Consider the following 24790-nt stretch of genomic DNA (forward strand, 5'->3'; position numbering starts at 1 on the left):
CGAGACATGAGCACGAACCTGGAAGCGGTCCGCGCCTCTTATGCGGCCTCGGCCGACGGAGACGTGAAGGGCATGGTCGCACTCCTCGCCCCCGACGCGCGCTGGACCGAGATGGCCGGTTTTCCCTACGCCGGGACGTACGTGGGCGCGGAGGAGGTGCTGGCCGGGGTGTTCGCCAGGCTCGGCGGCGAGTGGGAGGGGTTCGCGGCCGAGCCCGAGGATTTCGTGGACGGCGGCGACACGATCGTGGTGATCGGCGACTACAGCGGCACCTACCGGGCGACGGGCCGCCACATGACGGCCCGCTTCACCCATGTGTGGCGGCTGCGGGACGGCGTGGCCGTCGGGTTCGAGCAGTTCACCGACACGGCGCTGGTGCGCGACGCCATGTGATCCCCCCATAAATCCCGGGAAGTCGCACTAAACTCACCCGGGACAAGGGGGATGACGTGCAGTCAGGGGAGCAGGCCCCCGGCTATCGGGTGCTCGACAAGGCCGGTGAGGGCGGATTCGGGGTCGTCTACCGCGCCTACCAGGAGCGGCTGGACAGGATCGTGGCGCTCAAGGTCCTGTCCGTCGACCGGGTCGACCAGCGGACGATGCGCAGGTTCCAGCGGGAACTGCGGCTCACCGGCCGGCTGACCGGGCATCCGAACGTCGTGACGGTGTTCGACACCGGCATGACCAGCTCGGGCAGGCCGTACATCGCGATGGAGTTCTTCGAGAACGGCTCGCTGCGTGATCGCGTGCGCGCGCAGGGGCCGTTACCGCTGCCCGACGTGCTGCGCGCGGGGGTGAAGCTGGCGGGGGCGCTGGCGGCGGTGCACGAGGCGGGCGTGCTGCACGGGGACATCAAACCGCAGAACATCCTGATCTCGAAGTACGGCGAGCCGGCCATCGCCGACTTCGGCGTGGCCAGGGTGGTGGACTCGGCGGAGATCTCCGCCTCGGCGTACTCGTTCACGCCCCTGCACGCCGCGCCCGAGGTGCTCAGCGGCCGGCCGCACAGCGCGTCGACCGACATCTACTCCCTCGGGTCGACGCTGTACCACCTGCTGGCCGGTCAGCCCGCCTTTCACAGCCCGACCGATCCGTCGATCGCGCCGCTGCTGTTCCGGGTGCTGAGCCACGAGCCGCCGCCGATCACCCGGCCCGACGTGCCCCCCTTTGTCGCGGAGGTGGTGCTGCGGGCGATGTCCAAGCCGCCGCAGCATCGGTACGGCAGCGCGCGGGAGTTCGCGCAGCGGTTGCGGGAGGCGCAGGCACGGCTGGGGCTGCCGGTGACAGACCTGGTGGGGGAGGAAGCGGGCGGCCCGGACGTCTCGTCTTCGCCCACCTCGGAACACACACCCCACGTCCGCGACCTCTCCCCCGGCGCGTTTCCCACCCCTCCGGCTCACTCCCCTCCTCTTGCTCCTTCCTCCCCCGGCCAGCCTTTTGCCGAGCCTTCCTCCCCTGTGCTCGTACACCCTTCACCTGGGCGAACGGGTGCCTCGACCTCCGCCAGGGACGGAGGTGGGTCACGGTTGCGGGCCCGGCTGGTGGTCGGGGGCGCGGTCGCGGCTGTGGCCGTCGCGGGGGCCGTGGTGGCCGTCGCCCTGTCAGGCTCGGGGACCTCCCCTCAGGCGCAGAACACGCAGGCACCGAAGGAGCCGCAGGCGGCCAGGACCGGGGAGGCGATCGGCGAGAAGACGGTCGCCTCGCTGGCTCCTCGGCGACTGCGCGCGGTCTCCGATCGGGGCTCCATCGTCACCCTGCGCTGGACGCTGCCCGCCGGGGCCCGCGACTACCCGCTGGTCCTGCAGCGCGAGCCCGCCGACGGCCAGCGGCTGACCACCCTGGAGTCGGGCGCCACCTCGGCGAAGGTCCTGGGCCTCAAGCCGGGCACCGGCTACTGCTTCCTGGTCGGGGTACCGCTGCGCATCTCGGAGAAGAGCACGGTGGCCTGGTCGAAGCCCCACTGCGTCAGAGGCGCGGTCGCGGAGGGCGCGGGCTGATCCCGCGCGGTGAGCGCCTCGCTGGGGCTCAAGCGGGCTGATCCCGCCATCCTCGCGGTGAGCGCCTCGCTGGGGCTCAGGAGGTGAGGAAGCGGGACACGTCAGCGGTTTCCGCCTCGATCTGGTTCTGGTCGACCGGCTCGAAGAGGTGTACGGAGGCCGAGGTTCCCTTGCGGCTCCAGGTGCCCTTGATGACGCCGCCGGACAGTACGACGGGGCGCAGGATGCCGCCGCCGGGGAGGACCTCGCGCCGGTGCGGCTCGTCGAGGATGGGGGTGCGGTCGGCCCAGCCCAGGAGGTACTCGTCGAACGCCGGTGCGAGCCGTACCGTGGGGGGTTTCCGCTCGGTGGGGGCGGTGCGGAGGCGTACGGTGCCGTCGGGGGATTCGTCGAGGTCGTCGGCGATCAGGCGCAAGGCGGTGCGGGCGTCGCCGAGGGGGAGGCGGGTCCAGGCGGCCAGGTCGGCGGCCGTGGCGGGGGCGTGGGCGCGCAGGTAGCGTCTGGCCAGTTCGGCCAGGGCCCGGTCCCGGTCGGGCTCGAAGGCGATGGGCGCGCCCAGCCAGTCGGCCGCGTGGACGTAGGTGGGCTTGCCGCCGCGGGGTGGGCCGAGCAGGGCCAGGCCGTGGGCGGCGGCGAGGTCGACCAGGTGGACGATGCCCTGTCCGTCGGCCCTGCCCGCCAGCCGCGTGCGCAACTCGGCCTTGGTGAGAGGACCCTGGCCCGCCAGCGCGTAGTCGATCAGCTTGAGCAGGTCGTCTCCCTTGACGCCCTCCTGGGCGAGCCGCCGCAGGCTGCCGGCCAGGCCGATCCTGCCGGTGAGGGCGAGCAGCCAGGGCAGGTCCTCGACGTGGACGAAGTGCAGAGTGCCGCGCGGGCCCCAGGTTCTGACGATCTCGCGGCCGTGCCAGGCGGCCAGGACGTCCCCGGCGCCCAGGGACGCCGACCGCGCCCGGAAGGCGAGCAGCGCCGCCGTGACGTCCTGCGCCTGGACGGCGAGCAGGTGCCTGACGATCTCCCCCGCGTCGAGACCGTCCGGCCTGTGCAGGAGCTGGGCGGCCCACCTGTGGTTCAGCACAGGCGAATCCTATGCGGGCCACAACCCGGCTCCCGCCTCGCCTGCCGAGCGCCCGCAGCAGGGTGGCTGTAGGGATGTCAGGGGCGGAGGGTGCGGGGGTGGAGGCGATTTTTGAGGCGGACGGGGAGGGGGGTGGAACGGCGGAGCAGGCTGCGGATGGCGTCGCTGCGGCGCCAGGCTTCTTCGGCGGCGGCGTGGGCGGCCTGGTCGGGGGCGTAGCGGACGAAGTTGGAAATGTCGGCTAATGGGGTTAGGTGGGTGGAGACGTGGGGGCCGTGGGTTTGGGCGCCTCGTTCTGCCACCTCCTCCGCCGTCAAGGTGTTCTCTCGTCGCAGGCCAAGGTCGTCGCAGGTCTGCCGCCAGGCTCCGGCGACCCGGCTCTCAGCGTCGGGGGCGGCGCGCCTCCTGCGGCGCCGCCACCAGGGCAGCAGCAGGGCCGCCCCGGCGTACAGGAGCACGACCGCGCCCCCGGCGCCCGGGAGCAGCAGCCAGAGGGACGGGCCCTCCTCGTCACCCGCGGTCTTGCGCGCCCCCGCGGGCTTGGACTTCTTGGGCTTGTCGATGCCGCCCTGGCCGAACTCGCCTTCGAGCCGCTCGCTCTCCTCGATCGCCGAGGACACCACGTCGTGATCGTCCTTGGCCCCACTGCGCCCCGGCGTCGGATAGAACGGCCGCCACCCGAGCTTCTCGAACTTGATCTCCGCCCACGCCATGACATGTCCGGATTTAACGCGATAGACGCCCCCGGTGGCCTCGCCGGGGCGGAAGCCGACCACCACGCGCGACGGCAGCCCGAGCGTCCGGGCCATGAGCGCGAACGACGACGCGAACTGCTCGGAGGTCCCCCGGTGGGTGGTGTCGAGGAAGAACTCCAACCCCTTGAGCGAGTGCCCGGGAGGCGCGGTGATGTCGTACTTGGCCGTGGTGCGCAGAAAGTTCTGCAACCGGTACGCCTGCCTGATCGGCACGTCCGCCCCCTTGGTCGCCTCCTGGGCCACCTTCCGGAAGAGCCTCTCCTGCGGCAGCGACGGGAACGCGGTCAGCGCGGGCTCGGCGGCGGGCACGGCGGCGAGCAGTTCGGCCCTGGTCGGCCGCGGCACCAAGGACTCGACCTGGTAGGTGAAGCCCTTCGCGGGCGCGGCCGGGACCAGCATCGCCCCGCTGTCCGGGTCGACGGCGAGCCCCCGCGCGCCGGTCACCTCGGCGGGCCGCTCGGCCGCGGGCAACCAGGTCCCCGGCAGCCCGTCGAACGTGACGCTCTGCCGTACCGGCGTGGTCCTGCCCGTCCACTCGCCCGCCGGGACACGGCCGCCGGTCGGCTGGAAGCGGGCGCTGGAGGTCCAGCGGACGCCGTCGTACCGGTCGAGTACGGCCAGGCGCCAGTTGAGCGGTTGGTCGGCCCTGACGGTGAACAGGGGGCGGTCGGGGATCTGCAGCCAGGCCGAGACGCGGTCGAGCGGGCTGACGCTGTCGACGCGCACCGGCGGGGGCAGGTCGGCGTGGGCTCTCGGGTTGTACGGCTCCGCCGCCACCGGCAGCAGCGGCCCGACCAGCAGCGCGATCGCGGCGAGCACGGCCGCGGCGGGGATGCCCGCGAGCAGCCACCGGGCCGGGCGGTCGTCGCGGACCAGCGAGAGCGTCCCGGCCAGCACGAGCATCGCCGCCGCGACGGGCAGGTTGGAGCCCTCGCCGTCCACGCCCAGCAGCAGGGCGGCGCCGTACACGGCGAGGGCGGGCAGGGCAGGGGCGAGCCTGGTGCGGGTCCTGGTCAGGGTCTCGGCGCCGATCACGGCGGCTGCCCAGACCAGGGTGTGGACCAGCACGAGCAGCTTCGGGTCGGGGGAGGCGGGCAGCAGGGTGGTGAGCAGGGCCTGCCAGGAGTCGGCCAGGTCGCCGACCAGGGCGGGGGCGAGACCGCCGTACAGCGGGACGGTCGCGGCGAACCAGAGGACGACGTCGAGGACGAGGGCCAGCCAGAGCGGGCGCGTCCTGGTCAGCGCCGCCACCACGGGCGGGACGACGGCCGCGGGCAGGATCACCCGCAGCAGCTCGGCCTGCGGGAAGACCCGGTGGAACGCCCACCCGGCGACCCCGGCGACGGCCGCGACCACGACCAGCCCGGCGGCCCACCGCCACACCTCGGCGTCGCGCCGGCTCGCCGGCACCGCGGTCATCGGGTCGTCCAGGCGAGAGGGAGGGCGTCGAGGTCGGTGATCCGGGCGACGGTCACGCCGGGCACGCTGACCTCCTGGTCTCCGGTGTACACGCAGATCACCCGGTCGAAGCGCTTGCGGACGCCCGCCGCCGCACCCGCCTCGGCCGGGTCGGCGGTGACCAGGACGAGGGAGCCGCCGCCGCGCGCCAGCCGTACCGTCTCGGTGATCCGGCCCTGGCCGGACTCGACCACCGCGAGGCGGTCGAGGACCAGGTCGGGGTCGGCTCTGGTCTCCGCGAGGAGGCCCTCGCCGATGATCACCCGCACCGGGAACCCGGCGCGGGCGGCGGCCAGCGCGACCGACGCCGCGGCGTCGACGGCCAGTTCGGGCAGGTCGCGGGTGTCGAGCACGACAGTCGTGGTGGGCAGGCTGGCGTCGATGAGCTGGCGGACCATGAGCGTGCCGGTGCGGGCGCTGGAGCGCCAGTGCACGTGCCTGAGGTCGTCGCCGACGACGTACTCGCGCAGGGTGTGGAAGGTGACGGTGCCGCTGGGGGCGTTGTCGCTGGTCGGGCCCTCCAGGTGGTGCGCCCGGCCGGAGGGCGGCACCGGCAGCGCGATCGTGCGCGGGCGGACCAGGAGCGTCGCCGCCTCGCCGTACTCGCGGACCCTGCGGGTCAGGCCCAGCGGGTCGGCTCTGATCAGCAGCAGCGGACCGACGGGGATCTCGCCGCGCCTGTCGGTGGGCAGCGGGTACGACACGGTCCTGGTGGCGCCCTTGGGCAGGCGGGGCACGTCCACGGTGTGCTCCGTCCCGCCGAAGCGGTCACGGGCGCGGAGGCCGGACAGGGCCAGGCCGCCCAGGTTGCGTACCTGGAGGACGGCCACGGCGGCCTCGCCCCTCGGCACCTTGAGGGGCGTCACCTGGCGGTGCACCTCGAGCTTGGGCCTGGGCGCGGTCCAAGCCAGGGCGGTGGCCAGCGCGAGCAGCCCGCCGGTGGCCAGCACCACGGGCTCGGGGTAGCCGAGGGCGAACCCGGTGGCGTACAGGACGAGGGAGCCGGCCAGCGTGCCCCATCCCAGCGGCGTCAGCACTAGGCCGCCTGGGGTACCGGCATCCCGGCGAGGATCTCGCCGACCACGTCCGCGGCGGTGCGCTCGCGCAGTTCGGCGTCGGCGGTGAGGATCAGCCGGTGCGCGATCACCGGGACGGCCAGCGCCTTGACGTCCTCGGGGACGACGTAGTGGCGGCCCGCCGCGGCGGCCCGCACCCTGGAGGCGCGTAGCAGCGCCAGGCTGGCGCGAGGGCTGGCGCCCAGGCGCAGTTCCCGCGACATCCGGGTGGCCCCCACCAGCGCCACGATGTAGTCGTAGACGGGGTCGGCGACATGGATCCGGGTCGCGAAGTCGATCATCCCGGCCACGTCGGCGGCGCGGGCGACGGCGGGCAGGTTCTCGATCTGCGGGCCGGTCGGCATGCCCTTGAGCACCTCGACCTCCGAGGCGTGGTCGGGGTAGCCGACGGAGATCTTCATGAGGAAGCGGTCGAGCTGGGCCTCGGGCAGCGGGTAGGTGCCGTCCATGTCGACCGGGTTCTGCGTGGCGACCACCAGGAAGGGGCGCGGCACCGGGTGCGGCTCGGCGTCGACCGTCACCCTGCGCTCCTCCATGACCTCCAGCAGCGCCGACTGTGTCTTGGGCGAGGCGCGGTTGATCTCGTCGGCCAGCACGATGTTGGCGAACACCGGGCCGTGGTGGAACTCGAACTTCTGGTGCGCCTGGTTGAAGATCGACACGCCGGTGATGTCGCTGGGCAGCAGGTCGGGCGTGAACTGGATCCTGCGCCACTCGGCGTCCACGCTGGCCGCGATGGAGCGGGCCAGCGTGGTCTTACCGGTCCCCGGCACGTCCTCGACCAGCAGGTGCCCCTCGGAGAACAGGCAGACGAGCGCCAGTTCGACGGCCTCGCGCTTGCCCCGGATGATCCGCTCGATGTTCCCGGCCAGCAACTGGAACCGCTGCGCGAACTGCCCCGCCAGCGCAGCGCCGTCCCCACCCGGCACACCGGCCGGGACCTGCTGGTGGGTCTGCTGGTACGGCGGAGCCGCCTGCTGCGGGTAGGCCTGGACGGTCTGCTCCAGCGGCGAGTACGGCTCAGCCGGTCGGGCGGTGTCGAGCGGGTCGTAGCCCTGCTGCGGGTATCCGTGGTTTCCCTGGTAGTGGCTCACTGAGTCCCCTTCTCAGTTCTCACACTCGAACAGTGGCCCGGCGGGGAAGCCGCCGTCCGGCGTGGCCATCAGGGTGTCGCTGATGTAGGCGACTCCCCCGTTCCACTCGATCCGGTCCCACACGTCGCTGCTCTTCCCGCTCTCCTCGTCCGACACCGACTTGCCCTTGGTCTGGCAGATGACGGTGATCGACATGTACTGCCCCTTCGGGATCTCGCCGACCTTGCACCCGCCCTGCGGACCGCACTGGATCAGCGAGTCCGTGTTGTTGTTGTTGGCGTTCTTGTACGACTGCTTCGGATAGGCGAGGTCCACCGCGGTGGTGACCGCGTTCTGGCTCTCCCCCGCCGCGTTCTTCGCCTTCAGCGAGAACTCGTGCTTGGCGTCGTTCTTCAGCCCCTCGACGGTGAACGAGGTCCCGTCGATGCCGCTCCGGTCCGCCGCGCCCGACAGCACGTACGTCACCCCGCTGGCGTTCTCCGGGGCGCTCCAGGTGAGCTCGGCGCCCTTGTTCTTCGCCTGCGCCTTGAAGTTCCCCGGCGCCCCGGGCGCGACGCACGAGCGCGCCCCGGCGCTCGGCTGCGACTCGACCTCGCCGCCCGGCCAGTGGGCGACGACGGTGAAGGAGTACTCCGTGCCGCACTCGCCGCTGAACTCGAACTGGAACGGCCCGTCGGCGCGTACCGACTCGGGGGTGACCCTGCCGCCGGAGCCGGAGACCTTCAGCGTGTACCTCTCGACCTCGCCGCCGCTCGACGGGCTGAACATGACGTCGATCTTGCCGGGGCCGGACCTGGCGCTCACCGAGCCGGGTGCGCCGGGAGCCGTCGGTGAGGGGGTGGGTGTCGGCGTACGGGTCGGGGCCGGGGTTTCGCTGGGCTTGGGTTCGCGGGTCGGCTCGGGCTCCTCGGGCTCTTCGGTGTCGGCCGGCTTGGGGTCCGGGTCGGGTGTGCCGGTGGGGTCGGGGTCGCTCGCCGTACCCGTCGGGACGGGCTTCGGGGTGGGGCGTGGCTTCGGGGTGCGGGTCGGGCCGGGCACGTCGGTGTCGTCCTTGTCGACCGCGTGCTTGCGGCCCTCGGGGTCGATCACCACGGCGCGGTCGCCGTTCTCGTCGTTGGCCCACAGCAGGCCGTCCTTGACGAACACCTCGACGGGCCCGGGACCGTCGGCGACCTGGATGGTCACCGGGTGGCCGCCCGCGGCGGCGTCCCAGACGACCAGCGCGCCGGTGCTGCGGTCGGGCACGTAGATCTTGCTGCCGAGCACCTGCGGGACGCCGAGCGAGCGCGGGTCGGCGGCGTTCAGCTTGGTGTGGAGCACGGTGTTCGACATCGTGTCGATCACCACGAGCAGCCCGTCGGGGCCGGGCGTGAGGATGGGCACGAGCGGGCCCTCGGTGGTGGCCGGGGTCAGCACGCCGCCCTTCTCCGCCTGGGCGACCTCCTTGGGCAGCGCGATCTCTCCCGCGCCGCCGTCGGCGCCGATGACGACGGCGGAGGCGGCCCGGGTGTTGGTGATCACCGGCAGGCCCCCGGCGATGGTCACGGCGAGCTCCTCGCCCGCCTCGCCCACCTTGACCGCCTTCTCCCGCACGCCCGCGCGCACCGGGACGACCTCGCCCGTCGCGGTCACCGGCACCCAGAGCCGCCCGCCGCCGTCGATGCGCGCGGGGCCGAGCGGGCCGGGCAGTTCGAGCGGTGCGCCGACGCTGTTGAGCGTGGCGGGGTCGATCCGCTGCACCTTTCCGGCGGGGTCGACGGCGTAGGCCGACGTGCCGCTCACGACCAGTTGCAGCCCGACCGCGCCGAAGTCGCGGGTCTGGGCGACGCTGAGCTGGCTCGGCTCGATCCTGCTGACGAACCCCGTCCGGTCGTCGACCAGCAGCACGTTCCCGCCGTCCTGCACGACCGTGAGCGGCTTGCCCGCCTTGGCGTTCAGGTAGCCGTCGACCTCGCCCGACAGGCCGTTGACGTGGACGACCTTGCCTCTGACCTTGGTCCACAACCAGGCGCCCACGTCGGCCAGTTTCGGGTTGGCGCTGGAGACGCCCACACCGTAGACCGCCGCCGCGGTGACCAGGACGACCGCCACGGCGGCCGCGATCGACGCCGTGGCGCGATCGCTCTTCAGCTCACGGATCCCCATCCGTCATCCACCCCGTATGCACAACTACGTTACATATGGCCCCCCTTGTAACGGGGCTCACCCTAGCGCGCTCCCGTTCGCGGCGCAGGGCTCCGGCGGTGTGCGTCCGAAAGTGTCGGCGGGAAGCCGTACCTTATTCGCGTGCCCGAACAGCCGCTGACCCTCGACGCCGCCCTCTCGGAGGAGGCGGTGCTCTCGACGTACCGCCGCATGTTCGCGGCGCTGGCCCGCGACAGCGGGGCCGTCGTCGACGACCCGGCGCTCGTCGACATCGCCGAGACGCTCTTCGCCGCGTTCGCCGAGGCCGGGGAGGAGTGGCTGACGCACGAGCAGATGCGCCACGCCTGCCGCGCCTACCCGGGCGACCAGTTCGACAACCGGCTCCGGGTGCTCAGGGGGCTCGGCGCCATCCGCGAGGTGTTCCCCAAGCCCAACCAGCTCCGCTACCGCGCGTCGTTCACCAGCGTGGTCGGGCTGATGTTCATCCGGCGGATGATGGACGACGGCGGCCAGTCCGAGATGCACCGGCTGCTCGCCCTCGAGGACCTCAACGTGGCCGACCCGCGCACCACCATGGAGGAGGCCCGGCAGAGCGCGGTCAGCCTGGCCCGCGCGTTCCGGCTGTGGGCGCTGGAGCTGATCACGCTGACCACCGGCACCATCGAGGAGCTGCGCGAGCAGGCGCCCAAGCTGTGGGGCACCGAGGAGATCGCGCGGCGGGCGCAGAGCCTGCACGGCACGATCCTCACCCGCTGGCCCGCGCTCGACCGGGTCTGCACCGACCTGCGCGCCGCCATCTACTCCTACAGCGACGCCTCCCGCCGCGCGGCCGGGCGGCTGGCCGACTCGGCGGGCACCACCCGCAACCTGACGCTGCTGCCGACCGAGACGTGGCGGACGTTCTCCCAGACGGCCTCGAAGGAGCGGCTGGCGGCGGTGCTGGACGGGTTCGTGTTCGACGCCCCGGCGCCTTGGCACGATCCAGCGGCGATCGTCCGCGCGGTCGACGAGAGCCCGCGCCCCGCCCCCGCCCAGCCGACCCCGCCGCGCTCGGACCTGCCCGACGCCGGTCCCGAGGGCTCGCTGGACCAGTCGCCGGGAGCGCAGGTGGCGCGACTGACCGAGCTCGCGGAGTCGACCCTGGGCGGGGCCGACCAGGTGGCGCTGGCCGACGTGCTCGGCGCCGACTGGCCCGCCGCCCGGCGGCTGCTGGCCGACCTGACCAGCGTGGACCTGCGGCCCGAGCTGCCGTACCGGCTGCGCTGGTCCGACGAGCTGACCGCCGACCCCGACCACGAGCTGTCCTGGCTGTCCCACGGATTCCTGGAGCGCACGTGACCGACCCCACGACCCGCAAGGGCGAGGACGGGCCGGCCGCGCACGCGCGGGCCCGCTCGCACGGCCCGCTCAGGCTGGGCCCGAGCGAGCCCGCCCCGTCCGGCATGGTACGGCTCTCGCACGCCGACTCGACCGGCCTCGCGCTGCCCGTGTGGCCCGACGGGGCGACGCCGTCCCTGCTGGAGGAGCACCAGATCAACCCGGTCGCCGTGGAGCGGGCGGGCGAGACGCGCAGGGTGCTGGCCGCCTGCCTCAAGTGCTGCTGGAGCGACCTGTCGGCCGACCCGTGGCCGGGCGAGCCCGCCCCCGCCGACCTGGTCCTCGACACCTACCGGGCGCTGATCGGCAGGAACGACGACCTGATGCGCAACTGGGCGGTCGGCGCGCTGCGCCGCCTGCACGACTCGGCGTGGATCGTCCTGTCCGACGGTGTGGTCCGGCTGGGCCCGCGCTGCGCCACCTGGCCGGTCGAGGCGCACGCCCAGCTCAAGGAGCTGGTCCGCCGCCTGCCCGAGCCGCCCGCCGGCCTCACGGTGGTGGCGGACGCCGACATCGTCGCCGCCGCTCCCGCCGAGGTGCCCTCCTCGATGAGCGCGCCGGAGGCAGGCGAGTTCGACGACCTGCTCGGCGGCTACGACGAGCGGCGCAGGGCCGAGCTGGTGGCGGCGTTCGTGGTGGTCGAGCACGCGGCCGAGCCGGTGCCGGAGGCCAGGTTCGGGGCGCTGCGGGATCCGGCGCTGCGCCGTACGCTCGGCGAGATGCTCGCCCGGCGCGGGCGCACGCTGATCCAGCATCGGGAGCGGTGGACCTCCGGCTACGACGACGCGGTGGCGGCGAAGGCCGGCGGGGCGCTCGGGGAGAGTGAGCGGGCGGTGCTGACGCTGGTGCTGGTGCACTCGGTGGCCATTCCCCGGGCCGAGGGCGTGCTGCCGGAGGACACCTGGCTGTCCCCGCATCCGACGCCGGTGGACGACCTGCGGCGGCACACCCAGCTGCCGATCGGCGAGCTGGAGGCGGCGCTCAGAGGGCTCCGGCACGCGGGGCTGCTCGCCCAGGTGAAAGCCGGTGAGGAGGCGGGCGGCTATGTCCCGGGGCCGCAGTTCCACCGGCTCACCCCGGCGGTGCGGCGGCGGCTGCAGGAGGAGCTGATCCTGGCGGCGGGGCCGCACACGCCGCTCGCGGCGGCCGTGCGATCGAGAAGGACCACCGAGTAGGACGCGGTGCTGGTGTGTTGTGCGTGCGGATGACGAAGGGTAGCGGGATTACAGGTGTCGCAGGTCGAGAACGTCGTCGGGGACCGGGTGCTGATCGCCGTGCAGGCGGTCAACATCTCCCGGTTGTCGACCCATCCGGTGCCGACCGTCCCCGGCACGCTGATCGTCGTGGCCGGGGCGGGACCGAAGGACTCCAACGGGGCGGGCAAGTCCTCGTTCATCGCCTCGATCACGGCACTGCTGGGTGACGAGCAGTGGCGGTTCGCCTCGGGCGCCAAGGCGGTGTCCGAGCTGCTGTTCAACGCCGAGCTGGCCAGCGGCGCCGGTGGACGCCAGTGGGCCAGCGCCGACCACGGCTACATCGTGGGCGTCTTCGGACCGGCGACCGCGGGCGAGGTGCCTGAGAAGGCGGCAGCCGAGAACGAGGAGCAGGCCGCGCACCTGGAGGGCGGCGAGCTCGACGGGGCGATCACGGTGTGGCTCCGGGTCAACCAGGAGGCGCCGCACCTGGAGATCCGCTGGGCCGAGGGCGTACACCTGGCCTCGGCCGCCTCCGAGGCGGAACGGGTCGCCAGGGCCGACGCCCTCTGGACGGCCCTCCCCCGCTCGGCGGGCCGCCGCGACGTGGTGGCCCGCGACCTCACCAAGGTCCTGTACGGCGACCGCGTCCGCTGCGTCTCCTTCCTGTCCACCTCGGTCCGCAGCAAGGTCGCCACCAACCTGCTGTCCCAGCCGCTCAACGAGATCTCCCCCGAGCGGGTCTTCGAGGCGATCGCCGCCCTGACCGGCCTGGACGCCGAGCTGGAGCAGGAGCGGGAGGCGCGGCGCGACGAGCACGCCAAGCGGGTGCGGGCGGCGCAGGCGGGCGAGCGGCTGGCCGAGTTCGAGACGGAGTCCGGGGCGCTGCTGACCACCTTCGACCGCCGCGACCAGGCCCGGGTCAGGCTCGCCGACGCGCTGCGCTGCTGGCGCGGACGGCAGGCCCGCCGCCTGTCCGACGCGGCCGACCGGGACGAGGCGCTGGCCGCCGAGCTGGAGCGGCACCAGGCCTCGGCCGCCTCGGCGGGCGAGGCGATCGCGATGGTGAAGGCCGAGATCGCCACGCTCAAGGACGACACGCTGGACCGGCAGGTGGGCGAGGCGCGCAAGGAGCTGGCCACCCTTCAGGCCAGGGCCGCCAAACTGGACGCGGACCGGGCCGTCGCGGAGAACTCGGCCGACGAGCTGCGCGGCCAGATCCCCTCGCTGGAGGACCGGCGCAGGTTCGCCGACGGGCGCGACGTGCCGGCGGCCGAGCGGGAGCTGACCGCGGCCCGCTTCCGGCTGAACGAGGCGCTCAAGGCGCTCGGCGTCGCCGACCGGGAGGTGGCCTCGGCGCAGGCGGCGCTCGACGACGCCGAAGGCGGACCGGCGGCGGCCCAGCTCAATGCCCTGACCTCGGCGGGCGTCGCCGCGACGGGCCTGCTCGACGCCCTCGACGTGGCCGAACAGGCCCGCGACCTGGTCGAGGTGGACGCGCTGCGGGGCTGGCCGCACGAACACGCGGTGATCGTCGACGCCGCCGAGCTCGACGCCGCCGCCGTCGCGCTGGCCGCTCTGCCGGGCTCGGTGCTGGTGAGCGCGGCCGGGGTGAGCGTCGTCGGCGCGTTCGGCGGGACGGCGACCGGGCGGGAGGCCAGGATCAAGGCCGCCGAGCAGCGCCTGAACCGGGCCAAGGACGCGCAGGAGGACGCGGCGCAGGCCGTGGGCGACGCCGAGGAGCAGGTCGCCGAGGCCGGGCGGCGGCTGGACGGGGCGCAGGCCGGGGTGCGGCTCGCCGACCTGGAGCGGCGGCTGGCCGAGCGCAGGGCACGGCTGACCGAGCTGACCGGCGCGCTGACCGAGCTCACGCCGAAGGTCGCCGAGGCCGAGCGGCAGGCGGGCGCGCTGGACTTCAGGGCGCGCACCCGCGACATGGAGAGCGAGCGCCTCGAAGGCCGCAGGGCGCGCCACGAGGCCGACCGCGACCAGGCCCGCGGCCAGGAGGCGAGGGTCGGGCAGGAGCGGGCCGCGCTGCGGCTGGAGGAGCTGGCCAGGGAGTGGGGCGGCACGATCGACGGCGCCCGCGAGTGGCTGCGGGCGCTGCCGGAGGAGGAGCGTCCGCGCACCGCGGAGGAGTGGTGGCGGGCCGCCGAGCGCCTCTTCGACCAGGCGCAGCGCGACACCTTCCCGGGCGAGGACGACGAGGTGCCCGAGGAGCTGGCCTACCTGCTGGCCGAGCGGGCGGGCCGGACCGCGCGCGAGCAGGCGACGTTCGCGGCGGTGTGCGGGTCGCTGGCGTCGTACCTGCGCGGGCAGGAGGAGTACGAGAAGCACCAGCGGCGCCAGATCGAGACGCAGGTCGTGACCAGGCAGCGGGACCTGGCCGCCGCCGAGCGGGGCGCCGAGGAGGCCGCCCAGCTCACCTCGGTGCACCGAGCGGCGCTGAGCGCGGCGATCAAGGCGCGACTGGGCAGGGTGGCGGAGGAGTTCGAGAAGCTCGACACCTCCTACGGCGGGTACGGCGCGACGCTGGAGTTCCCCGTGCCGCCCGCCCCGGCCGACCCGGAGCAGCGCTGGCAGTGGCGGGTCACGCCCAAGTGGCGGCGCGGTGAGGGGCAGGGGTTCGTGCCGTACAACCGGCGGGCCAACACCGCGCTGATGGACGAGAAGGCGGTCAAGCTGGTGTGCGCGGCGGCGATCGCGTCCTCCGGCGGCGGGAACCTCTGCCTGGTGCTCGACGAGCTGGGGCGCAACCTCGGCAAGGAGCACCGGCGGGAGGCGGTGGCGCTGTTCCGCAGGATCGGCGAGACCTACGGCATCACCGTGATCGGGGCGCTGCAGGACGACATGGAGCCGTACGCGGTCGACGCGTGCGGGCAGTACATCAAGTTGCGGCGGTCGAGTGACGCCATGCCGTACAACGAGCCGCCGGTGATCATCGGGCATGACGAGCACGCGGAGCGGGTGCGGGCGCTGGCCGCGTTCGTGGACCGGAGGCCCAGCTCTTGACCATGTCGCCGTGTCCGGCTGTTCCGGCCGCCAAGAATCCGGTAGCTTCCACCATCAGATGACATATGCCGCCTCTGACGCCGAAGGCCATCGCGCGATGGCCCTCGCGCTGCGTGTGGGCGAACTGCTGCTCGGCAGCGGCGAGGCCACCGAGACCGTCGGCGGCACGATGCGCAGGATCACCCAGGCGTACGGCGTGGGGCACGTCGAGGCGGACGTCAACCTGTCGGCGATCACGCTGTCGCACGTGCCGCAGGACGGGCGGGCGCCGGCGACGGCCGAGCGGCGGGTGCGCAGGCGGCAGCCGGACTACGACCGGCTGATCGCCGTGCACGCCCTGGTCGAGCAGATCACCGCCGCGGTGCCGCCGCTGAGCGAGGCCGAGGAGCGGCTGCGCGAGATCACCCGTCGGGTGGGCGTGTACCCGAACTGGGCGGTCGTCGCCTCGCTCGCGCTGATCGCGGCGTCGGCGGCGGTGCTCATCGGCGGCGGGCCCACGGTCGCGGCGGCGGCGTTCGTCGCCACCGTGCTGGGCGACCGCACCGGGGCGTGGCTGGAGCGGCGCGGGGTGGCCGAGTTCTTCCAGCTCGCGGTCGCCTCGGGGATCGGCTCGCTGGTGGCGGTGCTGCTCATCTGGCGCGAGGTGCCCGTGCAGGCGTCCGCGGTCGTGGTCGGCGCCGTGATCGCGCTGTTGCCCGGACGGCCGCTGGTGGCGTGCGTGCAGGACGGCATCGCGGGCGAGTACGTCACCGCGACCGGGCGGCTGACCGAGATCATCTTCATCGTGGCCGCGGTCATCTCCGGGATCGGCACCACGATCACCGTCGCGGTCAGGATGGGCGTGCCGATCAGCGTGGACAACGTGCCGACCGCGCCGCTGTCGATGGCGGCGCCACAGCTCCTGGGGGCGCTGGGGGTGAGCCTGACGTTCGCGGTGGCGCTGCTGGTGCCGCCGCGGTATCTGCTCGGCGGGGCGTTCGGCGGAGGGCTGATCTGGGTCGGCTATGTGTACCTGAGCTGGCAGGGGCTGCCCTCGCTGATGGCCACGACGCTGGCGGCCGCGGCGGTGGGGCTGCTGGGGACGGCGTACGCGCGGTGGGTGAAGGTCCCGGCGATGGTGTTCGTCATTCCGTCGATCGGTCCGCTGCTGCCGGGCACGCTGCTGTACCGGGGGATGCTGGAGATGAGCGTCGGCGAGCTGTCCACCGGGGCGCTGCACCTGGTGGGGGCCCTGTCGATCGCGCTGGGCATCGGCGCCGGCGTGATCCTCGGCGCCGAGATCCTGCGCGCCTTCGAGACCCGCACCCTCCGCATCCGCCCGGCGTCCCGCCGGACCCGGGGCTACTGACCTTCCCCGCCCGGGGGCGGGCCGGTGTAGACGGCTCGGGGGCGGAGGAGGGTGTCCCGGTCGTACTCCTCCAGGGCGTGGGCCAGCCAGCCCGCCGTACGGGCGATGGCGAAGACGGCCTCGCCCGCGCCGGGGATCATGCCGGCGGCCGCGGCGAGGGCGGCGAGCGCGAAGTCCACGTTCGGTTCCGGCGCCGAAGGAGGCGCCGCCGTGCAGCGGCCTGCCCACCACGCCGAGCTCGGTGAGCACCACGGCGTACGGGTCGGCCTTGACGGAGGCGGCGACCCTGGCCGCCAGCGTGGACGCGGCCAGCCGGGTCTGACCGGGGAGTACGGCGGCAAGGCCGGGTTCAGGCACGTCATGGACGGGCTCGGCGTGGAGGTGGCCGACGAGGAGCTGTCCTTCCAGCTCGTCCAGCTCTGCAACGCGATGACCGGACGGCCGCTGACCGACGACGAGCTGCGCCTGATCGCCGCCTACCCGCGCGAGCTGGCGTCGCTGTTCCCCAGCACTCTCGCGTAACGCTCGGCGGTCTCGGGCAGCATGAGCAGGCAGACCAGGCTGAGTACGGCCATCGCCGCGACGTACCCGCCGACCGCCACCGGGCCGAGCCCGGCCGCCCGCATGGCCGTCGCCACCAGCGGCGGCACCGCGCCGCCGAGCACGCCGCCGAGACTGTAGGCGACGGCCGCCCCGGTGTAGCGGTACTCCGTCCTGAACAGCTCCGGCAGGTAGGCGCCCATCGGCCCGAAGATCAGGCCCATCAGGCCGAGCGCGCCCGCCAGCGCGACCCCGGCCAGCGGGACGGAGCCGGTGCCCATCAGCGGGAACATCACCAGGCCCCACCCCACCGCGGCGGCCGTGCCCGCCAGCAGCGTGCGCCGCCTGCCCAGCCGGTCGGAGGCCGCCGCCGAGAGCGCCGTGGCGACACCCATGACGAGTACGGCGAGCATGGTGAGGCCGAGCATCGTGGTGCGCGGCACGCCGGGCGTGGCGGTGCCGTACGCGAGGCAGTACGTCGTGGCCGTGTAGAACAGCGTGTACGTGACGACCATCGCGCCCGCGCCGAGCAGCACCCGCCGCCCCTGGTGGCGCATCAGGCCGAGGAACGGCACCCGGGCGACGCGCCGCTCGTCCAGCACGGTCTGGAAGGCGGGCGTCTGGGGCCGAGCTGCGGGAACATCGCGTACCGGCCGCGGCGGCCCGGCGGGGCGTGCTCGGCGGCCAGCAGCGCGGCGCCGCCCCACTCGCCGCCGAGGCCGATGCCCTGGGCGAAGCGCAGCAGCACCAGCAGGACGACGCCCGCGGGCGTCCCGGCGGGCAGCACGCCGATCGCGACCGTGGACAGGCCCATCAGCAGCAGCGAGACGACCAGCGGCGACTTGCGGCCGACGCGGTCGCCCCAGTGGCCGAACAGCGCCGAGCCGAGCGGGCGTGCCAGGAACGCCACCCCGAAGGTGGAGAAGGCGGCCAGAGTGCCGGTGGTCCGGTCCAGGTGGGGGAAGAAGGCGGTGTCGAACGCCAGCGCGGCGGCCGTGGCGTAGATGTAGAAGTCGTAGAACTCGATCGCCGTGCCGACCAGGCCGGCCGCGGCGACGCGGGCCCCCTGCCGCACGCTCAGCCGTGGGTGACGTCGATGACGCAGAAGCGGTTGCCCTCGGTGTCGGCGAGGACCACGAAGTCGGGGTCGTCCGGGTACAGGTCCCAGTCGACGCGGACGGCGCCGAGCGCGACCAGCCGTTCGACCTCGGCGGCCTGCTCGGCGGCGTCGGCGGCGAACAGGTCGAGGTGGACGCGCGGATGCGGCTCGACGGGGGACTCGCTGAGGCCCAGGGCCAGGGTGGGGCCGTGGGTTCCCTCGGCCGGGTGCAGCCAGTGCCAGTCGTCGTCGCCGCTCCGGCGGACGGTGTAGCCGAGCGCCTGCGACCAGAACGCGAGGGCGCGTTCCATGTCCTGGACACCGATCACGATCTGGCCGATCCGCAGCATGCTAACGATTCTGCCAGGCAGGGGGCTTTCACGTTGGTCATCATTCGAGGGCGTGGCGGAGGGTGTACTCGGCGGTGGCGTAGTCGCCGCCTTGGAGTTGGTCACCGGTGAAGTACTGCGCTGTTTCGAGGAGTCGTTGCGCCCAGGACTCGGCGTCATCGTGGGGCCGGTAGCCGATCTCGTCGCTCAGCTCCCAGAACCGGCGTGTGTTGGCCGATACCGCGTAGGCGGTGGTGAAGGTGATGTCAGGCCGGGTCAGCGCGGCCCAGACGAACCCGGCGCAGTCGCGCGGGCTCAGCCAGGTGGCCAGGTGCCGCGGCTCGCTCGGCTCCGGTTCGAGACTGCCGATGCGCAGGCACACCACTTGCAGGCCGAACTTGTCGGCATACAGGCGGCCGAGAGCCTCGACAGCGACCTTGCTGACGCCGTAGAGCCCATCGGGGCGTGGCGGCATCTCCACCGAGACCATCTGCTTGACCGGGTAGCAGCCGGTCAGCCGGTTACTGCTGGCCAGCACCACACGCTTCGTCCCTGTACGCCGAGCCGCCTCCAGGACATCATGCGTACCCAGCACATTTCCGACCAGGAGACTGTCGAGCGGCGCCTCGTCCGGCACACCGGCCAGGTGCACGATCGCGTCGGCGCCCTCGATGATCGATGCCACGTCCTCGGCGCCGGACAGCTCGGCCTGGCGGACCTCCTCGTTGGCCCCTTCGGCGACCAGCGGCACCCGATCAACCGAGATCAGCCGCCGCACCCGGTGCCGCAGCGATTCACGCAGCACAGACCCCACTCGTCCGGCAGCACCGGTGAGAACAACCGTCTCCAACGTCATGTGCCTGAGTGTGCCACCCACCACCGACGAGCCTGATCGCCGGGGGCGAGGTGTGTGCGGGCTCAGGCCGTGACGGAGAGGGACAGCGTCGAACCCGTGCGGGTCTTGGTGACCTTGAGCTGGGCCGGGATGCGGGTACGCAGCTCGGCGACATGGCTGACGATGCCGACCGCCCGGCCGCCGTCGCGCAGCCCGTCCAGGATGTCGAGCACCCCGTCGAGCGTGTCCTCGTCCAGTGTGCCGAACCCCTCGTCGACGAAGAGCATGCCGATCTCCGCCCCGCCCGCCTCGGCGGTGACCACGTCCGCCAGCCCCAGCGCCAGCGCGAGGGAGGTGATGAAGCTCTCCCCGCCCGACAGCGTCGCCGGATCGCGCCCGTTGCCCGTCCAGCCGTCGAGCACGCGCAGCCCGAGCCCGCCGCCGGACCGGCTCCTGGCGCCCGCCGTCTTGCTCATGACGTGTTCGAGCTGGTAGCGCCCGCCCGACATGTGATCGAGCCGCTCGTTGGCCGACTCGATCACCTGCCGCAGCCGCTCCCCCAGCACGAACGACGACAGGCTCGTACTCCACTGGTTGTCGCTCGACGTCCCACTGGCCAGTGCCGCCAGCCGTTCGGCCATCCGGTGGCGTTCGGCGGCCGGCTCCCAGCGCTTGAGCCGGTCGGCCAGCTCGGCGTACAGCTGTGAGAGCCGCCGTACCCGGCTCTCGGCCCGGTCGCGCGCCGACGCCAGCGTGGTGTGCGCCTCCTCGGCCCTGTCCCGCTCGGCCTCCAGGGCCGCCAGGTCGGGTGCGGGCTCCGCGGCGGCGGCCACGAGCTCGGGGTCGGCGAGCGTGCGGGTGACCGCCGCGTGCCGCGCGTCCAGCTCGCGCAGCCTGGCCTCCTTCTCCGCCCGCTCCGGCTGGGTGCGCACGGCCGCCACCACCTCGTCGCAGTCCGCGAACCCGGCCTCCACGGCCGCCGCGTCCGCCGTGGCGACCGCCCGCGCGTGTTCGGCCTCGGCGCCCTCGGCCGCCTGCGTCGCGTCCAACGCCTCGCGCAGCAGCTCAGCCTCGTCCCCCAGCCGCTCCAACCGGGCCGCCAGCGTCACGTCACCGCCCCGCGCCCCCTCGATCCGCGCCGCCAACCGCCCGATCTCCGCCCCCGTCTCCTCCAGCCTGGTACGGCCCGCGGCAAGCTCCCGCCCAAGCCCGGCCCCCACCTCGGTGAGCCGCGCCCGCTCAGCCTCAAGCTCCCCAGCCCGTACGGCCAGCGCGGGCTCACTCCGAGCCGCCTCCCGAAGCCTGGCGAGCTCCTCCTCCGCCTGCCCCACCTCCGCCAGCGCCTCCCGCGCACAGTCCCGCGTCGCGGGGGTGTCGGGGGGTGTGAGGCGGGCGAGGGATTGGAGGGCGTCGAGGAAGCGGGTGAGGGCCTCGCCCTCGTGTTCGGCGGCTGTCGTCAGGTCGGCGAGGAGGCGGATCTCGGTGGTGAGCCGTTCGCGGCGGGCGGTGAGGTCCGGGTCGTCGCCGCGTGCCTGGTCGAGGCGGGCGCGGACGCGCTCACGGTCGGCCGTCGAGGCCGCGAGGGTCGTACGGGCCTCGGTCAGGAGGCGGTCGGCCTCGTGTGTCCGGTCGCGTACCCGGTCGAGCTCGGCTTCCAGGCGCTGGGCCTCGGCCTCGCGCGCCTGCTCCTGCTCGGCCGCCGCCGAGAGGTCCGCCAGCTCCTGCCGGGCGGCGGACAGGTCGCCCTCGGCCCGCGCCGCGTCGAGTCCTTCGGGGATCTGCTCCAACCGGGAGACCACCCCTGTGAGCACCGCCTCGGCGGCCTGGCGTTCGGCGAGTGCGGTGTCGTAGGCGGCCTGGGCGGCGGCCTCGTCGTCACCGGCGTACACCGCTTCGGCCGGGGAAGCCGGCGACGGGTGATCGGCCGAGCCGCAGACCGCGCACGGCTCGCCGGGAGTGAGCTTGGCGGCCAGTTCGGCGGCCATGCCGTCGATGCGCGCCTGCCGCACCTCCTGCAGCCGATCCCGCGACGCCTGGGCCCGATCGACGGCGGCCTCATGCTCGGCCTTCGCGACCTCCAGCTCGGCCAACAGCTCCGCCCGGCGCCGTACGGCGTCGAGGACCGCGGCAGCCGCCTCGCCCGCGGCGCGCACGACCGGCAGTCGCCCGGCCGCGGCCCGAGCCTCGGCCAGCCGCCCGTTCGCCTCACCGAGCAGCGCGGGCAACTCCTCCAGCGCCGCCCTCCCCTCGGCCTCGCGTCCGGTGAGCGTCACCAGCTCGGCTTCGAGCCTCGCGACCCGCCGCTCCACCTCGGCCAGCCGCTCTTCCTCCGCCCGCAGCCCCTCCAGGGCCGCGAGATCATCACGCGCTCCCCGCTCCTTACCCACCGCCCACTCACGCACCGCGCGCCACCGCACGGGCCCGTCCAATGGCGCGCGGACCACCCCGCCGTCGCCCTCAAGCGAGGGGGAAAGGGGCGCGTCTGGACTCTCGTCTTCCCCTTGAGCCGCAGGTGGTGTGCCCGCGTCCTCCGGCCGGAGTGCGAGTGCTTGATGGGCGGAGAGCAGGGTGTCCGGGAGGGACGCGAGCTTGGTGGAGACGTTGCTCTTGGCGTCGGCGAGGGCCGTGGCGAGGGTGTCTCGGCGTTCGATCGCGTGGAGGCGGGTGGTGACCGCGGACTTCACCGCTTCCGCGGCCGGGATGCGGGCGGCCTCCAGACGGGCTTCGGCGAGTGCCCGCTCGGCCGCCTTCTGCTCGGCGGGCAGCACGTCCAGCCTGGCCGCCGTCCCGGCCTCCTCGGCGGCCAGCGCGGCGATCCTCCGTTCGAGCGCCGAGTGGTCGTCGCGCAGGCCGGAGAGCCTGCTCTCGTCCTCGACCATCTCCGACACCCTGGTGATCTCACTCAGCCGCTCCCGCTCCAACCGCGCAAGCCACTCACTGGCCGGGTCGCCAGGAGCGCCTGCCTGGGTGGCGGATTCCGGTGCGAGGATCCTGGGGCTTTCCGAGAAGGAGACGGTGAGGAGGGGGCGGGCTCGGGCGACGGCGTCGGCGGAGAGGGACTTGGCCTTGGTCGCCGCTTCGGCTCGCTGCCGGGCGGCGGCGATGAGGGGAAACACGCGGTCGGCGCGCGCGGCCTCTTCGAGGATCGTCTGCAGGTCGGAGCGTTCCTCCGCACGTTCGTCGAGAGTACGGCGAAGCGCCACGGCCTCGGCGTGCCGCCGCTGCCGGTCGGCGAGACCGGTCGCCCGCTCCACCCGCCCCCGCAACTCCCGCAACTCCGTCTCCCCCACGGCCCCGGCCCGCGCCGCCCGCGCGGCGACCGCCTCGGCCGCGGCCAACAGGTGCCCGGCCCATCGCACGGGCTCGACATCCGGGCGTGGCGCAAGCTCCTCCCCGCCCGGCACAAGATCTTCACCCACCGCCCCGGCCCGCACGAGGCCGTCCTCCACCACCCCCGCCCGCACGAGGCCATCCTCCACCACCCCCGCCCGCACGAGGCCGTCTCCCGCCGCGACCGCCCGCACCAGGTCCTCCCCCGCCGCCTCCTCCAAGCGGTTGACGGCGAAGTCCACCTCCTGCCGCCCCTCCTGCTGCTCGCGCCACGTCGCCTTGCGATGCTCGGCCAGCCACCCTTCGGCCTGTGTGAACACCTTCACCGCGAACAGCCGCTCCAGCAGCTTGCGCCGATCCTCCCCCTCAGCCCGCAGAAACCGGGCGAAGTCTCCCTGAGGCAGCATCGCGACCTGGCAGAACTGGTCGGCGTTCATGCCCACCAGCCCGCCGATCAGATCACCGGCCTCGTCGAAACGGGTGGTGAGCCCCTGCCATCCGGAGGCATGACCCTCCTGGACGACGACCTTGGCCTTCTCCTCGGTGAAGCCGGTGCCGCGCAGCTTGGGCCGCTGCCAGGCGGGCGACCGTTCGATACGGAGGAGACGGCCGCGCAGCGAGATCTCCAGGGTGACGCGCGGCCCAGCTCCGGCGGGCGCGTGGTCGCAGCGCAGGCTGCGGGCGTTGTTGCGCTGGCCGGGCACCTGGCCGTACAGGGCGAAGCAGAGGGCGTCGAGCAGGGTGGTCTTGCCCGCTCCGGTCGGCCCGTGCACGAGGAAGAGGCCCGCTTCGGCCAGTGCGTCGAAGTCGACGGTCTCGGTGCCGGGGAACGACCCGAACGCCGTGAGCGTCAACCGGTGCGGCCGCATCTACGCCATCGCCTCCTTGATCCTGGACTCCTCGATCGCCTGCCGGAGCAGCGCCTCCTCGGCCCGGTCGGCGGGCTCGCCGCGCACCTCGCGGACGAAGTCGAGCGCCACGTCGATCTCGGGCCGCCCGCTCAGCCGCTGGGCGGGCGCGGCGGGCGCCGCCCCTTCGGGCTCGAAGGACAGGGCCAGCGTATGGGGAAAGCGGGCGCGCAGCCGGTCCATGGCCGACTTGGGGCGGACCGGGTCGGTGAGGACGACCTGCAGCCAGTGGTCTTCGAGCGGGGCGTGCCGGTCGTCGGTCAGCAGGTCGTCGAGGTGGCCGCGGAGCCTGCCGACGGGGCGGGGCACGGGCGCGGGGACGAAGTCGGCGCCGGCCAGGCCGGAGGCGTCGAGGGTGACCAGCCAGGAGCCTTTGACCTGGCCGGTCTCGGAGAAGGAGTAGGCGAGCGGGGAGCCGGAGTAGCGCGCCGCCGGGGTCATCCGCTGGCGGCCGTGCAGGTGGCCGAGCGCGACGTAGTCGATGCCGTCGAAGGTGGTCAGCGGGACGTGTTCGACGCCGCCGACGCTGATGTCGCGCTCGCTGTCGCTGGCCTGGCCGCCGGTCACGAAGGCGTGGGCGAGGACCACGGATCGGCCGCCGCGCCGTACCAGATCGGCCTGGATGTGGGACATGGCGTGGGAGAGGGCGGCGGTGTGGGTGCGCTCGGGCAGGTCCCAGGGGGTGCGGACGAGTTCGGGCTCGAGGTAGGGGATGCCGTAGAAGGAGACGTCGTCGATGACGACGGGCTCCCAGGCGCGGGCGGGGTCGGTGCGCAGGTGCACTCCGGCGGCGTCGATGAGGTCGGCGCCGAAGCCGAGGCGCTTGGCCGAGTCGTGGTTGCCGCTGATCACGATGGTCCTGACCCGGAGCGCGGCCAGGCGGCGCAGCGCCTCGTTGCACAGCGCGACCGCGTCGACCGGCGGCAGGGCTCGGTCGTAGACGTCGCCCGCCACCGCCACCACGTCGACCCGCTCGGCGCGCACGGTCTCGACCAGGTGGTCGACGAACGCCGCCTGGCCCTCCAGGAGGCTCTCCCGGTGGAAGGACCGGCCCAGGTGCCAGTCGGAGGTGTGCAGGACGCGCATGTCGCAGGAAGCTAACAGGTCCCACCGACAAATGCAGGCACGACGCGAAGCTCGGTCCTCAGTGTTCACAGGGAGAAAACTCCCTCCCGTGAGCGGACACGCCCGGAGTAGGCTGAAAGATCAGCGGGCAGTC

General features: G+C 73.6%; 19 protein-coding genes. 7 read left to right on the forward strand and 12 right to left on the reverse strand.

Features of this window, described 5'->3' with window-relative positions; translation table 11 throughout:
• Positions 1–6 precede the first annotated feature (6 nt).
• The gene (locus ABZ911_RS09440; protein ID WP_358053747.1) at positions 7–393 is read left to right on the forward strand and encodes a nuclear transport factor 2 family protein; all 387 of its coding nucleotides are present in this window, start codon (positions 7–9) and stop codon (positions 391–393) included.
• A 56-nt stretch (positions 394–449) separates the two neighbouring features.
• Positions 450–1997, forward strand: coding sequence for a protein kinase (locus tag ABZ911_RS09445; protein WP_358053749.1), 1548 nt, complete (start codon positions 450–452; stop codon positions 1995–1997).
• A gap of 76 nt (positions 1998–2073) precedes the next feature.
• Here the strand turns inward: ABZ911_RS09445 and ABZ911_RS09450 are convergent, their stop codons facing one another.
• From ABZ911_RS09450 to ABZ911_RS09470, 5 genes are all read right to left on the reverse strand, one after another.
• Positions 2074–3072 carry a winged helix DNA-binding domain-containing protein gene (locus ABZ911_RS09450; protein ID WP_358053751.1) on the reverse strand — a complete coding sequence of 333 codons (999 nt, stop codon included), beginning with the start codon at positions 3070–3072 and terminating at the stop codon, positions 2074–2076.
• A 77-nt stretch (positions 3073–3149) separates the two neighbouring features.
• A complete protein-coding gene (locus tag ABZ911_RS09455; protein ID WP_358053753.1) occupies positions 3150–5246 on the reverse strand; it encodes a DUF3488 and transglutaminase-like domain-containing protein in 2097 nt (698 codons plus the stop codon).
• The gene (locus ABZ911_RS09460) at positions 5243–6322 is read right to left on the reverse strand and encodes a DUF58 domain-containing protein (RefSeq protein ID WP_358053755.1); all 1080 of its coding nucleotides are present in this window, start codon (positions 6320–6322) and stop codon (positions 5243–5245) included. The genes ABZ911_RS09455 and ABZ911_RS09460 overlap by 4 nt, the downstream gene beginning before the upstream one ends.
• Positions 6322–7455, reverse strand: coding sequence for a MoxR family ATPase (locus ABZ911_RS09465; RefSeq protein WP_358053757.1), 1134 nt, complete (start codon positions 7453–7455; stop codon positions 6322–6324). The genes ABZ911_RS09460 and ABZ911_RS09465 overlap by 1 nt, the downstream gene beginning before the upstream one ends.
• Positions 7456–7467: 12 nt before the next feature.
• Positions 7468–9600, reverse strand: a complete 2133-nt coding sequence (locus tag ABZ911_RS09470) for a hypothetical protein (protein WP_358053759.1) — start codon at positions 9598–9600, stop codon at positions 7468–7470.
• 141 nt (positions 9601–9741) lie between these two features.
• Between ABZ911_RS09470 and ABZ911_RS09475 the strand changes: the two genes are divergently transcribed.
• The 4 genes from ABZ911_RS09475 to ABZ911_RS09490 are packed head-to-tail and all read left to right on the forward strand — an operon-like array spanning position 9742 to position 16530.
• Entirely contained in the window at positions 9742–10938 is a 1197-nt protein-coding gene (locus tag ABZ911_RS09475; RefSeq protein ID WP_358053761.1) for a hypothetical protein, read from the forward strand.
• Positions 10935–12152, forward strand: coding sequence for a hypothetical protein (locus ABZ911_RS09480; protein ID WP_358053763.1), 1218 nt, complete (start codon positions 10935–10937; stop codon positions 12150–12152). The genes ABZ911_RS09475 and ABZ911_RS09480 overlap by 4 nt, the downstream gene beginning before the upstream one ends.
• Positions 12153–12206: 54 nt before the next feature.
• The gene (locus tag ABZ911_RS09485) at positions 12207–15182 is read left to right on the forward strand and encodes a chromosome partitioning protein ParA (protein ID WP_358053764.1); all 2976 of its coding nucleotides are present in this window, start codon (positions 12207–12209) and stop codon (positions 15180–15182) included.
• 58 nt (positions 15183–15240) lie between these two features.
• A complete protein-coding gene (locus ABZ911_RS09490) occupies positions 15241–16530 on the forward strand; it encodes a threonine/serine exporter family protein (protein WP_358053766.1) in 1290 nt (429 codons plus the stop codon).
• Here the strand turns inward: ABZ911_RS09490 and ABZ911_RS09495 are convergent.
• Positions 16524–16709 carry a citrate/2-methylcitrate synthase gene (locus ABZ911_RS09495; protein ID WP_358053768.1) on the reverse strand — a complete coding sequence of 62 codons (186 nt, stop codon included), beginning with the start codon at positions 16707–16709 and terminating at the stop codon, positions 16524–16526. The two genes, ABZ911_RS09490 and ABZ911_RS09495, sit on opposite strands and share 7 nt — an antisense overlap.
• Positions 16710–16740: 31 nt before the next feature.
• On the opposite strand from ABZ911_RS09495, the gene ABZ911_RS09500 reads away from it, so the two are divergent.
• Positions 16741–17052, forward strand: coding sequence for a hypothetical protein (locus ABZ911_RS09500; RefSeq protein ID WP_358053770.1), 312 nt, complete (start codon positions 16741–16743; stop codon positions 17050–17052).
• On the opposite strand, the gene ABZ911_RS09505 is transcribed toward ABZ911_RS09500, so the two are convergent.
• The 6 genes from ABZ911_RS09505 to ABZ911_RS09530 form a co-directional block, all read right to left on the reverse strand.
• On the reverse strand, positions 17007–17672 hold the full coding sequence (locus ABZ911_RS09505; protein ID WP_358053772.1) for an MFS transporter: 666 nt from the start codon (positions 17670–17672) through the stop codon (positions 17007–17009). The two genes, ABZ911_RS09500 and ABZ911_RS09505, sit on opposite strands and share 46 nt — an antisense overlap.
• Positions 17627–18145 (reverse strand): MFS transporter, encoded by a 519-nt coding sequence (locus ABZ911_RS09510; protein ID WP_358053774.1) that lies wholly within the window; start codon positions 18143–18145, stop codon positions 17627–17629. Before ABZ911_RS09510 ends, ABZ911_RS09505 begins: the two co-directional genes overlap by 46 nt.
• A gap of 2 nt (positions 18146–18147) precedes the next feature.
• Positions 18148–18519, reverse strand: a complete 372-nt coding sequence (locus tag ABZ911_RS09515; RefSeq protein ID WP_358053776.1) for a VOC family protein — start codon at positions 18517–18519, stop codon at positions 18148–18150.
• A gap of 40 nt (positions 18520–18559) precedes the next feature.
• Positions 18560–19354 (reverse strand): NAD(P)-dependent oxidoreductase, encoded by a 795-nt coding sequence (locus ABZ911_RS09520; RefSeq protein WP_358053778.1) that lies wholly within the window; start codon positions 19352–19354, stop codon positions 18560–18562.
• A gap of 62 nt (positions 19355–19416) precedes the next feature.
• Positions 19417–23532: an AAA family ATPase gene (locus ABZ911_RS09525; RefSeq protein ID WP_358053780.1), complete on the reverse strand. Its 4116-nt coding sequence runs from the start codon at positions 23530–23532 to the stop codon at positions 19417–19419.
• Positions 23533–24657, reverse strand: coding sequence for an exonuclease SbcCD subunit D (locus ABZ911_RS09530; RefSeq protein ID WP_358053782.1), 1125 nt, complete (start codon positions 24655–24657; stop codon positions 23533–23535).
• Between the last annotated feature and the right edge of the window lie 133 nt (positions 24658–24790).

Source organism: Nonomuraea sp. NPDC046570 (assembly GCF_040645915.1).
Taxonomy (GTDB): domain Bacteria; phylum Actinomycetota; class Actinomycetes; order Streptosporangiales; family Streptosporangiaceae; genus Nonomuraea.